At 31.0% G+C, this 13,981-nt stretch carries 6 protein-coding genes; 4 read left to right on the top strand and 2 right to left on the bottom strand.

The annotated features are described in order from the left end of the window. Positions 1-62: 62 nt before the first annotated feature. The 3 genes from NH26_RS04330 to NH26_RS04320 all read left to right on the top strand — a co-directional run bounded on the left by NH26_RS04330 (position 63) and on the right by NH26_RS04320 (position 8,730). Entirely contained in the window at positions 63-2,252 is a 2,190-nt protein-coding gene (locus NH26_RS04330; RefSeq protein WP_044222076.1) for a beta-N-acetylhexosaminidase, read from the top strand. A 19-nt stretch (positions 2,253-2,271) separates the two neighbouring features. Continuing rightward, positions 2,272-5,307, top strand: a complete 3,036-nt coding sequence (locus NH26_RS04325; RefSeq protein ID WP_071397220.1) for a GH92 family glycosyl hydrolase — start codon at positions 2,272-2,274, stop codon at positions 5,305-5,307. 174 nt (positions 5,308-5,481) lie between these two features. After that, positions 5,482-8,730, top strand: coding sequence for a hypothetical protein (locus NH26_RS04320; protein ID WP_044222073.1), 3,249 nt, complete (start codon positions 5,482-5,484; stop codon positions 8,728-8,730). A gap of 52 nt (positions 8,731-8,782) precedes the next feature. Here the strand turns inward: NH26_RS04320 and NH26_RS04315 are convergent, their stop codons facing one another. Then, the gene (locus NH26_RS04315; RefSeq protein ID WP_084812058.1) at positions 8,783-9,253 is read right to left on the bottom strand and encodes an NDR1/HIN1-like protein; all 471 of its coding nucleotides are present in this window, start codon (positions 9,251-9,253) and stop codon (positions 8,783-8,785) included. Positions 9,254-9,625: 372 nt separating this feature from the next. Between NH26_RS04315 and NH26_RS04310 the strand changes: the two genes are divergently transcribed. Beyond that, positions 9,626-11,290, top strand: a complete 1,665-nt coding sequence (locus NH26_RS04310) for a hypothetical protein (protein WP_044222068.1) — start codon at positions 9,626-9,628, stop codon at positions 11,288-11,290. A gap of 2 nt (positions 11,291-11,292) precedes the next feature. Here NH26_RS04310 and NH26_RS04305 read toward each other — a convergent pair whose 3' ends face one another. Next, positions 11,293-13,749 (bottom strand): PspC domain-containing protein, encoded by a 2,457-nt coding sequence (locus NH26_RS04305; RefSeq protein WP_206780197.1) that lies wholly within the window; start codon positions 13,747-13,749, stop codon positions 11,293-11,295. Between the last annotated feature and the right edge of the window lie 232 nt (positions 13,750-13,981).

Raw genomic sequence — 13,981 nt, 5'->3', positions numbered from 1 at the left:
TTATAGCTAACAATATAGGAACAGTTCATCAATGGACTGTTCCAACTTAACCTTTCTAACAAATGAGATTATTACTACTATCAATTTTTACTCTATGCGTTTCTTTTTTAAGTCTAGCGCAAGAACATTCATCTATTATTCCTCAACCTAAAGAAGTAAAATGGAATAAAGGTGAATTTTTATTATCTAATACAACCACAATATCAAAAGGAAATTCAGGGTTAGATATTGACTATTATATTGATCAGATAGCTAAACAAAGTGGAATTCAACTATCAAAATCAGAAAAAGAGTATGCAGATGTCAATCTTCACATTGTGAAAGAATTTGATTTAGGTGAAGAGGCTTATCGATTAACAGTGCATAAAACTTCTATTGATATCACATCTTCTACAGAAATAGGATTAAGAAATGGCCTTTCTACTTTAATGCAATTGATTGGTACAAATAACAAAGTAGAATGCGTTGATATTCAAGACTCACCAAAGTATAAATGGAGAGGTTTAATGCTAGATGTTAGTAGACATTTCTTTACTATCGATGAAGTAAAAAGATATCTTGATTTAATGACTAGGTATAAATTGAATAAGTTTCATTGGCATCTTACAGAAGATCAAGGTTGGAGAATTGAGATAAAAAAATACCCTAAACTAACAGAAATTGGAGCTTGGAGAACTGAAAAAGACGGTAGTCGTTATGGAGGTTTTTATACTCAAGAAGAAATTAAAGAAGTTGTAGCATATGCAACTGAAAGAGGGATTGAAGTCATTCCAGAAATTGATATGCCAGGTCATATGTTAGGAGCCTTAGCATCATATCCAGAACTAGCTTGTACAGAAGGTCCATTTGAAGTTTGGAATAGATGGGGTGTAAGCGAAGATGTATTATGTGCCGGTAATGAAAAAGTGTATGAATTTGTGGAGGATGTTTTAAAAGAAATTATTCCTTTGTTTCCATCACAATATTTCCATTTAGGAGGAGATGAGTGTCCAAAGAGTAGATGGAAAGAGTGTGATAAATGTCAGTTGAAAATTAAACAAGAAGGCTTAGCTGATGAACATGAGCTACAGAGTTATTTTATTCACAGAGTCGAAAAAATGGTCGATAATATGAATAAAAAAATTACGGGCTGGGATGAAATTATGGAAGGTGGCTTGTCGAAAACAGCTACTGTTCAATTATGGAGAGATTGGCATGACCCTCAAGCTATAAGTAAAATTGCAAAAATGGGAAATGATGTGATTGCTTCACCAACGTCATGTTGTTATTTTGACTATGATACTAAAACAACTGAAGTAGCTCAAGTTTATGCATTTAATCCGACTCCAGATGATTTAAATGAAGAAGAGGCTAAACATATTTTAGGAGGAGAATGTACCGTTTGGACAGAAAGAATACCTAATCAAAAAAGAGCAGACTTTATGATTTTTCCACGAGCTATTGCATTTTCAGAAGCATTGTGGTCTGGTGGTAAAGAAAATGGTTTGAAAGAGTTTGAGGCCCGTCTTGAAAAACAATATCCTTTATTAGATCAATTAGGAGTAGCATATGGACCATCTAGTGACGTAATGTCAGTAAGTACTTCTCAAAATAATGGTCAAATATCTTTAGAGGCAATACCATTAATTAAAGATGTTACTATTAAGTATAAATTGAATGAGTCAGGTGAATATGTAGCATTAAATGAATCATTAAAAGTAGATCAATCAGCAGATATTTATTTTCAAGGGTTTAAAAATGGGAAACTCTACGGAGACCCTATCATTAAATCATTTGAGTTACATAAAGGCAATTCTGCCAAAATAAAATTGGTTGATGAGGCATCTAAACCTTATCAAAATGAAGGAGCAAAAACCTTAATTAATTCAATTGTAGGAGGTCATAATTTTAAAGATGAAACTTGGTTAGGGTTTAATGGTCAGGATTTACAAGCTATTCTTACTTGGGAGAAAGCACAAGTAATTAATACAATTGAATTTTCTTCTTTTGATGAAATGGGATCATGGATCATGTCTCCATATGAATTTAAAATTCTAGCATCAAAAGATGGAAAAAAATATAAAGAAGTATCAAAGAAAATAAATAAAGTAGTTGATGGTAACATCAACCATTTTACTCTTCAACTAAAAAAGCCTTTAAAAGATATAAAGGACATAAAAATTATTATCAAACATCCAGGGGAATTACCAAAAAATCATGGTGGAGCAGGTAAACCTTCTTGGATGATGATCGATGAAATTATCATTAAATAAAAAATCTAATAATCTAAGGATGCGAAAATTATTAATTACTTTCATTTGGGTACCATTACTTTTCAGTTGTGTATCTCAAATGAATAAAAAGGCAGCAACAGAAGTATTGCCAAAATCATATACTGATTATGTAGATCCATTTATTGGGACATCAGCTCATGGTCATACTTTTCCAGGAGCAACAGTTCCTTTTGGTATGGTACAATTAAGTCCTGATACGGGTATTGAAGGATGGGATTGGTCTTCTGGTTACCATTCATCAGATAATTCAATTATGGGATTTTCTCATACACACCTTTCAGGTACTGGTGGAGGTGATTATGGAGATATTCTATTAATGCCAACTGTAGGAGAAATCAAAACTGAAGCCGGATCGAAAGAAAACCCAGATGAAGGGTATCGTTCACGTTTTGAAAAAGTGAAAGAAGAAGCATCTCCAGGCTTTTATTCTGTATTCTTGGAAGATTATGGTATTACTGCAGAATTAACTGCAACAACTAGAGTAGGAGTACATCAATACCATTTCCCTGCCTCTGATCAGGCACATATTATTTTAGATTTAAAACACGGTATTGGAGATTCTGCTAGAGAAACATGGTTTGAAGTAACTTCAGATAATGAAATTGTAGGTTTAAGAAGGTCATCGGGTTGGGCAAGAGATCAATTTGTTTACTTTGTTGCTCAATTTTCTAAGCCTTTTGATTCTGTTCAAGGAACAAAGTCAGGTGTAGATTTAAAAGAGACTAATAAACTTGATGGTGATGATGTGAAAGCAGTAGTAAATTATACTACAGTAGAAGGAGAAGCTATTACTGTAAAGGTAGCCATTTCAGCGGTTAGTGTAGAAGGTGCAAGAAAGAACTTAGAGGCTGAAGCTAAGGGATTTAATTTCAATGCGGTAAAAGATCAAGCCAAACAAACTTGGAACGAAAAATTATCAAAAATTGAAGTTGAAGGCGGTGATCAAGTAAAGAAAACAATTTTCTATACTGCTTTATATCACTCTATGATTGCTCCTAATGTATTTATGGATGTAGATCATCAATATAGAGGAATGGATCATAAGATTCATAAAGCTGAAGGTTTTACTCACTACACCTTGTTCTCATTATGGGATACTTTTAGAGCAACACATCCTTTATTTACTTTGATTGCTCCTGAGGAAAATAACGATTTTATTAAATCGATGATTGTGAAATATGAACAATCAGGACAACTACCAGTATGGGAATTATCTGCCAATGAAACTGGTACAATGATAGGTTTTCATTCGGCTCCAGTCATTGCAGATGCTATTAATAAAGGGCAGGGTGATTTTGATAAAGAACTTGCTTATAAAGCAATGGTTGCAGCAGCAGAAGATCCTAGGAGAGGCTTAAATTGGTTCAATGAAGATGGATTTATTCCTGTAGAAAAAGAATCTAACTCAGTATCTAAAGGAGTTGAATATGCCTTTGATATGTGGGTTGTAGCTCAAGTAGCCAAAGATTTAGGGAAAATGGATGATTATAAAAAATACAGTAATCGAGCATTAAACTATAAGCAACTATTTGATAAAGAAACTGGCTTTTTAAGAGGTAAGAACATGTATGGAGCGTGGGATGAACCATTTGATCCAATGGCAATTTCATTACTTGGTGCAGGAAATTATACAGAAGGAAATGCATGGCATTACAATTTTTTCGCTCCTCAAGATATTAACGGTTTAATAGACCTACATGGAGGTGATGATAAATTTATTGATAAGATTGACCAGATGTTTGAACAGGAAGCTGTGAATGATAATCATATGGCACATGATGTGACCGGATTAATTGGTCAGTATGCTCAAGGAAATGAACCTTCACACCATGTGATTTATTTATACAATTATGCCGGTCAACCATGGAAGACTCAATCTAGGATTCGTCAAGTAATGGATGAAATGTATACTTCAGAAAGAGATGGTCTTTGTGGTAATGAAGATTGTGGGCAAATGTCTGCATGGTATGTATTTTCTGCCATGGGATTTTATCCTGTAAACCCTGCTGATGGTCAATATGCAATTGGTAGCCCTATTTTTGGTAAAGTGACTATACATATGGATAATGGTAATGATTTTACAATTATTGCTGATCATTCATCTACCAAAAACGAATATATTCAATCTGCTACATTAGATGGTGTAAACTACGAAAAGACTTTTATTACACATCAACAATTAGAAAATGGAGGTGTATTAGCATTCAATATGGGTGAGAATAAATCTAATTGGGGTACTAATATATCATCTAGACCAACATCTCATGCAATACCGTTAGAAGAAGTGAATTCTATCGTTGAAAAGAAAGATGTAGTGTATAGACCTTATATCACTAATAAATCTGTCCTATTTAAAGGGTCTACTGAAGTTACATTTAAAGATGTTACACCAGATGTGGAGATATATTATACTTTGGACGGGACAACACCAACAAAGTCATCAATTAGATTTGAAACTGAGTTTTCAATCAACCAATCAACCTTAGTGAAGGCAATTGCTTTTGATAAAAAAGGAGAATCAAGTAAAGTATCAGAGTTTGCTTTTAAAAAGGCATTCTATAATTCTGGTGAAGAATATCCTAAGCTAAGAATCAATTATGAGAAAAATGCTACTTATGATGCGGGTGTAAATGGTATTTTGAATGGAGATTATGCTTCAGATAACTTGAGAGATGGTAAATGGGATGGAATTAGTGGTCAAAACTTCGAAGCAGTAATTGATTTAGGTCAAAAAGAAGATTTACATCAAGTATCAATAGGTTTCTTAGAGAATACTTCTTCATGGGTCTTTTTACCAAAAGAAGTAGAATTCTTTGTTTCTAATGATGGTGAAAATTTCACATCAGTTGGAAGCTATAAAACAGAAATGCTAAATGATCATCCAATTATAGGTATTAAAAGGTTCTCAAAAGAAATAAAAGGGAGATATAAATTTGTTAAAGTGGTAGCCACTCCATTTGATGCTTTACCTGTATGGCATCTTGGAGCTGGAAATAATCCATGGATGTTTACAGATGAAATTGTAATTGAATAAAAGTACTATTCCTTATAATAACCAAGATTATTACGGCCTGAATATTATATTCAGGTCGTTTTTTGTTTCCATGGCACGATATTTTAGAAACTTAAATAAGTTTTTTAAATTTAAATAGGATTCGATCTTAGAATAGATAAAAAGCTATTTACTACTCGCTACACTCAAAACTTAATGAAAAGACTATTACTTAACATGGTAGGAGGTTTATCCTCTGAATGGTCAAGAATTGCTGCGTTATTAACGCTGGGATTTTTTACTGGTATCTTTATGGCGAGTTATAGTGTATCCATCAATACACTTTTTATATCAAAATTCGGAAATGAAAATGATTTTCCATTAGCCTTAGTTACACAAGGAGTTTTAGGAATTATATTCACGATTTTATTCTCAAAACTTCAAAATGTAATCGGATTTAGAAAGTTAGTCTATTATACTAGTTTTATTAATTTGATTTTAGTGGGAACGATCTCTTTTTCTTTATTGTATGGCAATAATGACGAATTGGTGGTGTTTTTGGGTTTTGCTACTTTAGGACCAATATCATCTATATCCTTGTTGATATTTTGGGGTGCATTTGGTCGTTTATTTAATTTTACACAGAGTAAAAGGCTATCAGGTGGTATAGATACAGGTCAAGCTTTTGCCACTATTTTTGCATTCTTTAGTGTCCCTTTTATTCAACAAATATTGCCAAGTCTTTCCTATTTATCATTGGTAGGTTTCACTTCTTACTTTTTCTGTATAATATCAATAATATATATTCTAAAGAAATTTAGAATGCACTCTGCTGAAGCAATAACAGTAGATGAAAATGTTGAAAAGGTTTCAAACAAAAGAATACGTCTAAGAGATTATAAAAATTATTTTTTGGTGATTTCTGTATTTGTAATGTGCTCTAGTTTTTCAGCAGCTTTTGTAGATTATTCTTTTGTGACAGTTACTCCTCAATACTTTTTAGAAGAACAAGAATTGGCTAACTTTTTAGCATTTTTTGAAGCCTTTGTAATCATTGTATCTTTCTTGGTTCAGACGTTTTTAAATGATAGGATATTGGAAGTTTATGGCCTGCAATATTCATTAATGCTGTTACCTGGTATTCTAGTATTTTTCTGTGTGATTGATTTAGTGATAGGGAGTTTATTTGGACATGATCAATCATCAAGTGCTTTCCTGATGTTCTTTTTAATTATAAGTATGTCTAAATTAGTGACAGATGCCTTAAGAGATTCATTAGAAAACCCGACAGTTAAAATATTCTTTTTCCCATTGCCTGCGGAAATTAGATATGAGGCCCAAACCTTAGTAGAAGGAACCGTAGCACAATTTTCAACTCTCTGTGCAGGTATTTTAATGATCGGAATATCAAAAATTAATAGTTACAATATACTTTACAATAATTTTGTCATATTCGGAATCGTAGGTATTTGGGTGTTTATCACTTTTAAGATGTATAACTTCTACAGAATATCACTTCAAAACCTACTTTCAGCAAACTCAACAGAAGTAAATTATAACGAAGACATAGGTAATAGATTCAAAAATAATAAAGTTCAAAATCTTTTACAGACCAGATGGAATAGTGTGCCTCATCGTGTTGCTCCATTATTATTTAAGCTTATTGAAAGGTTAGATGTCTTTCTGTTTAGGACTATCTTATCAGATGATGGTAGTTTGCATAGAATGATCAATAAAAGACAGGCACTTCAAAAAATTAAAGAATATAGTATCTATGAAAGTATATCTTCTTTAAAAAATTATGCTAAAGGTACTTTAGGAGATGAGATGCAGTTTACCTCTTTAGCCAATCAAGTAGCAAATGAATTACAAGCAGAAGTATATACTGAAATAAGTTATGATAATATAGAGCAACTCACAAAATCATCTAATCCAAAAGAGAGAGTTTTGGCCGCGCGTTATATGTTCCATCAATATGATGAGAATTATGACAACTTTTTAGGTCGACTTATTCGAGATTATAATTATACGGTTCGTTGTGAAGCAATGACCCTTGTTGGTTATCATAACCTTTCAAGCTTTATACCTGCATTAGTAGAGCGATTGGCCATAAAAGGTGATGAAAGGGTTGCACTTTCAGCTATTGTAGCAGTTGGTGAGTCTGGAGCTAAAATGTTAGAGACTGCCTTTCATAAAAATGGACAATTACAACTCACTCAAAGATTAATATTACAGGCGTATGCTAAAATTGGTAGTGAAGAGTCTGTGCAACTATTGGCAGATAAAATTACCTACCCGGAAAGAAAAATTTCTTACGAGGCCTTAGCATTATTAAGTACTTTAGGATGGAATGCAGAAGATGAGTACCATAAATTGTTTTTGAAGGAGGCCTTAAAAAGGGAAGCCAATAACTGTTATTGGAATGTTTCAGCAACTTTAGAACTCGAAAACACGCATCACACCGCTTTGTTATCAAGAGCATTACAAGATGAAATCATGACCAATTATGATCAGATATTTCTCATTTTAAATATGCTTTATGATAGGGGGTCACTTTCATTAATTAGAAAAAACCATGACCTTGGAACTTCTGACAGTATAGGTTATGCTGTCGAATTACTTGATGTACTCATTGAAGAAGATATTAAACATTATGTCTTGCCTTTATTTGAAGATATTGAATTTGAAGATAAAGTTAAAAAGCTTTCTGAGTTATTCTATAGAGAGCACTATTCATCAAACCAAGTAGTTTTAAAGTTAAGTAATAGAGATCCGAATTGGCTTTCTTTATGGGTAAGGTCGTGTGCATTATATACGTTATCATATAATCCCGAATTATGCGATACAGAAATGCTAGTAGGCTACCTTTTTGATCAAGAAAGGATGATGTATGAGTTGTCTGCTTGGATTTTACAAGTTTATAAACCAGATGTTTTGGAAGAAGCTTATCATAGACTTCCCCAAGATAAAGAAGCTGACTTACGCGATTTATTGAAAAATATTAATGATATGAAGTGGGCTAACGCACCTCACTTAACTTTTAGTAAAGCATTGTATTTCTCAAATCTATCAGAATTTCATGGATTAACGGGCGATGAATTATCAGATTTATCTAATATCTCACAAATCAGATTCTTTGAAAAAGGTAAAGAAATTATTACTGCAGAAGAATTAAAGGAGAAAGGGTTATTTATTGTCAAAAGTGGGTCTGTGAAAATTGGTGAGGTAGATGATGAACATCCTTTTATCTATTCTAAAAGAAGAATTTTAGGAGCTTATATTTCTAGTCAATCTGACGCATGGATAGGAACATGTCGAGCTATGGAGGATACTTATATTATTGATATAGATGAAGAAAGTTTTTTCCTTTTATTAGCCACAGATTCACATATGGTAGAAATTATTATGAATAATGTGAGAAGATCCTTTAGAACATCAATTAATCTTAAAAAATCAACAATATAAAAAAGGGTGGATTTATTATAATAAATCCACCCTTAATTTATTCAACTAAGTATTACATACTTAGTCCGATTTTTTCTACTTGATCAAAAGGAACTTTAAAAGTTACACCTAAAACTTTGGTTCGAATAAATCCTGTATATCTTACTTCAAAATCTTCGCCAGTAGCCATATTTAATATCCCACCTAATACATTTGAAAAAAGTAGTTTGGGAGGGAAAGTAACTTCTAAAGGTAATGAGAATTCAGATTTTCCTTTTGCTTCAGAAGACACAGATTGATATACATTACCTATTTTATCTCCATTAACTAAAACATCTACGTGTATTTCATGTATTGTTAAAGAAACACCATTAGGGTTATATAATACTGCTTCGGCTTTAATTACAAAATTTCCATCATCTAATGAGAACATGTCAAGGTCTCTTAGATCAGTAAATTCTGGAGCCTTAGGGCCACAAGATGTCATCAATAATAGGAGAGATGAAAGATAGAATACCTTGAGAATATTATTTTTAGTAATCATTATTAAAAAATGGATGTTTTGTATATAAAATTAACGATGTAAATGTATAAATTTTTTTAATATTATCATTTAAAAAAAAATCTATTGCAACATTTAAAGCATTTTTGTGATCATAGCATTGTGTACTTGATTTTTTATAGATTTAATTAGATATTATATTGTTAGTAAATTTTACTATCTTTTTAGATAATAAATGTTAACAAGATGGTCTTTTATTATCAAAACATGTTTTTCGTGTTACTTTTGTATGATTATACAATTTGCTGTTTGAAAATAACCTGAGCTTAATATGCACATCAATGATGTTGTTATGCATATACAAATTGTGGTGCTTAATTAACTTTACGAGAAACCCTAATAATAGGTAGAATTATGACAATTTCATCAATGATTCAACCCGAGAAAAAAATACATTTTTTTCAAATCATAGAATATTCTGTTTACCGCTTTTATGCATTATTAAAAGAAGGTAAAGGAAATATTGGAGAAGGTAAGCAATGCTTTAAACTTAAGGGTAGAGGTGTTAATCTTTACTCTAAACGTGAGTTTATAGAACAGCATGATATGGAAGAGACTTTCTTCGATGATCTTTGTTTTGAATTATGGACAATTTCCCAAAAAACACCAAATTGGGATATTGATAGGCTATTTGCTTACAAAAATGAAATTTCTGAAAATGTGAATAACATCTTAGATGCTAAATCACTTAATAATTTAGAACTCTATATTTCTGATTCAAAAACAGCGAATTTTATCTATTCATTTCTAATCCACTTTTTTAATGAAAAGTTAAACGTTAACAACAATCTTGACGTTGATGCTGAACCGATACATCAAGTTATCGAAAATATTGAAAAAGGGGATGAAGTAAATTTCCAAATAGAAATACTCAATCGTTTTCAGCAAATGGATGAGAGGATTAAACTTCTTGAAACTGAAAATAAGAGATTAGACTCTATTGAGAAAAGCTATATTCTAAAAATTGAACAATTAGAAACTGAATTAAAAAGAGTAGATAAATTAGAAGAGACTACAGAAAAGATACAACTTTCTAGAAAAAAGTCTTTAGAAGAAATAGCAATTAATACTGAACAAAAGTTCTCTGGTTTAGTAGAAAAATTAAATTTAATAGAAGAACATTCTTTTAATAAAGAATCTATTCGTGAATTTTTACTTCAAGTTGAAAACTTGAATACTCAGGTTTCTGATATGAAATCAGAATATGTAAAAGAAGATGCATTACAAACTTTTACAAAGCAACTTGAAAAACTTAATAAGGAGATCAATCATATTGCTGACGAGTACGGCAATGAGTTGAAAAAGGTTGAGCTTAGGTTTACCAAAATAAAAGGTGAAAGGGTAGAGCTCAGAGATCGTATGGATACTATTGAAGAACGTTCTGCTGAGAAATTTGAATCGTTTGAAGAAATAATGAATTCTGAAATCGAAGCTATCCACAAAGTTGCTGAAGGAATAACCCATAACCAACAAGAATTACAATCTTTATTACAAGATCAAATTGTAGGTAATAGAGAACATACTGATAAAAGTATTGAGAATATCGCTTCACTTGTGGATGAACTGAAACAGAAACAACATGAGATTTGGATAAAAATCAATGAAGTAATCAGTAAATCCAAGAAAATAGAAACTTCTGTTGTGGATGCGCCAATTACTAGTACTGTTACAAGTACAAATAATACCTCTTTTACAACAAAAAATAAATACTCTGATATTTTTTATGCAGAACCAGATGGAAATGGTTTTCTAACGAATCTATCAACCAAAAAGACTTCTTATAAACATGTCTATAAAATCAATGTTATTGATGAAGTGACGGCAGATTTTGAGTTTGTAAATGATGAAGATTCAATCAGGACTTTAAATATGAACCTAGCGGTGATGTTTGATGAGTATATGATTGATAATGGATCATTAGGAAATAAAATGACATTATCTCTTTATGGAGAAGCAAAAAAGGTAAGAGGATTGAATGCTTGGAGAGTCAATAGAAAAGCAATGATTACAAGAAGATAGATTTATCTTTGTGTATGTTTCTCAAAGTGTAATGGATTTCCCTCTACATTTACTTTAGATAGAGGAGATTGAAATATAGTAGCATTATTTAAGGCATGAACAGACATTTCTGACATGCCTTTTGTTTTTGCCTTAATATTTTCAATAATAAAATCACTACCATTAAAATGACTACCACCATTAGTTGTAAGGTATACATCATTTGCTTTGCCTTCCATAGAGAGTATTGAAGCTCCTTTTAGATTAATCACAACATGTGACGCTCTGATGTCTTTAAAATTACCCTCTATATTGCCCGATAAATTAATTTCTAATGAATCAGCTTCAAGCTTGTTCAAGATTATTTTGCCCTGACCTTCAAATTTAAAGTAATTTAATCTCGGAGTTACTAATGCTAATTCCAATACTTTATTAGAATTAAAATCACTTGGGTATAATCTTAAATTCCTTTCATTTTTGATCACTTTTAGATCATTCCCTTGTTGTTGCTTGGGATATTTGAGCATACAGCCCTTAAAGTTTGGATCAATAATTACATTTAAATTAATATTTCCATATAATAAAATGGAATCTGCTCCAGTTTCAAATCGTTTTTGGCTTATTAGAATTTTCTTTAGATTCTCATCATTATTTTGACTTACGATGATTGGTTTTTGGGCATTATTGTAGGTCTCTATACTACCTTTTTCATTATAAACTATATCATGATTAAAACCTTCATCAAAGTCAAATATATTTTGATCATTCAAGTACTTTTTTAACTCTTCATTAACCATAAAAGGTATCCCTTTAGGGACAAAGATGTTAAGTGATAATTTTTGATTTCTATATTTTACACCTCTAGGAAAACTATAATGAGAGGACAGGATAACTTTATTGTCATCAATTGTAGTTAAATAATCAATTGCTTTAGCATTTTTGATAGCTCGCTCTCTAGTTTTGCCCCAAGCTTCTTGAAGAAAGACAAACTTTAGGTCATTACCATTATATGGAGAGATATTAATATTGGCTTTATTTAGTGGTATCACCCCAACATTATCTAAAGACAGTTCAATGTCATTTGAGCTCAATGGGATGAGGATTTCTTCTTTATGTGTCGCTTGGTTATCAAAGTTGTGGACAGACATATTTAAAGCTGTCAATAATAGTATTGATGAAATAGTTAATAAGATGGTTAGAACAATAAAAGCCGTAGTTCTTACTACTTTTCTAAAAATCATTAAAGATAATGAGGTAAGAAATAATAAGATTTGAAGAGTGAAGAATTGTATTGAAGCAATTATAGCTGTTGTATTTGGGATACTATATTGTAGAGTAGTTAATAAATTCCTATCTATTCCTGTAAATAATTGTGCTTCTTGATTCTCTGGGATGTAATTAAATATTTCAGTTAACTGAAATGTTTTTAAGGCAATTGCTAATACTGGTACTCCAATAATTGTTGATAATATGGTTGAAATAAATAAAAATGCACCAACCAAAAAGCTGCATACTTTTAATATATCAATAAATATAGGATCTATATTAATAGTACCTAATCGACTATTTAATCTTTCTAATTTTGAACTTAATACTTTCTGAGACTTTGAAGCATGATTGATAGTTTTCGAAAGATAGACTTCAACTTCTTCTAAAGTAAAAGCTTTCCCTTTACTTTGAAATTTATCTTTAAGGGTTCTAGAATAGGGTGTTACTATCCAAAATATAATATATAATAAAATTAATGTATGGAAATAAAAACATAGACCAATTAATGGAAGCCTTATATAAATAACATTAATACCAAAGTAATTAGATAACCCAGCACAAATACCACTTAGGACTTTATTTTCTTTATCTCTAAAAAATAATTTAATATTTTGATCCCTCTTAATATTTCTCTTTTCTGGTAAAAACAACCACATGATAATATACACTGTGATCGCAAAAATTAAAGGGATTTTTGTGGTAGAGTAAAGTAAAAAGGGAGAGATAAATAACAATCGAATAATAACAGGATCAATATTTAAATTATGGGCAACCCCAGCTGCTACACCTCCAATTGTTTGTCGATCTACATCTCTAAATAGTTTAAGTAAAAAATCTTTTGATTTAGCTTTTGCATTTAATAAGAATTTCTCATCAAATTCAAATTTGGTACTTGAAATAGAAGGTGCTTCTTTATCTATTTCAGGGTTCTCATCAAAAGTGTTGTCATTAGGTAATTGAAATCCTTCAGGTAACCCTACAATCTTTAAACAGTGAATTAGTTCTTCTTCATAAACATAATCGAATTCATCTTCAATAAAAGGAATCAGTAATTCGGATAATTTATATTCTAATTCAGTGATAATTTTTCTAAAATCTTGAAAAGTTTTTAAATGTTCATATAAGGCATTACAATAGTCATCGTATAATGCTTTACTTTCTTCAGACATCTTGAAGTTACTATTACCTATATGTACGTTCTTTAAAATCACTTAGTAAAAATTAAAAAAATGAGTTTTTCCATTGTAATATTAACAGTTTAAGAACTAAAATCTTTCCAATAGATCCTTATTCTATCTTAAGTTTATTTAACAATATGATAATCAGTAACTTAAGACATGTTTCTTGTTTTGTTATCTTAGTGTGAAACTATTTGTAGATGTTCATTTATGAACATTTGATACAGTAAATCATGTATTTTAAAATCCTTTCTTATCTTTGACT

The sequence above is a fragment of the Flammeovirga pacifica genome, from assembly GCF_000807855.2.
In the GTDB taxonomy this organism is placed as follows: Bacteria; Bacteroidota; Bacteroidia; order Cytophagales; family Flammeovirgaceae; genus Flammeovirga; species Flammeovirga pacifica.
The sequence above is the reverse complement of the archived record's forward strand: the minus strand, read 5'-3'. Positions and strand labels throughout refer to the sequence as shown.

Bases quoted from the DNA above. Each gene is read 5' to 3' on its own strand.
- NH26_RS04330 (WP_044222076.1), top strand. From the start codon at position 63: ATGAGATTATTACTACTATCAATTTTTACTCTATGCGTTTCTTTTTTA.
- NH26_RS04325 (WP_071397220.1), top strand. From the start codon at position 2,272: ATGCGAAAATTATTAATTACTTTCATTTGGGTACCATTACTTTTCAGT.
- NH26_RS04320 (WP_044222073.1), top strand. From the start codon at position 5,482: ATGAAAAGACTATTACTTAACATGGTAGGAGGTTTATCCTCTGAATGG.
- NH26_RS04315 (WP_084812058.1), bottom strand. From the start codon at position 9,253: ATGATTACTAAAAATAATATTCTCAAGGTATTCTATCTTTCATCTCTC.
- NH26_RS04310 (WP_044222068.1), top strand. From the start codon at position 9,626: ATGACAATTTCATCAATGATTCAACCCGAGAAAAAAATACATTTTTTT.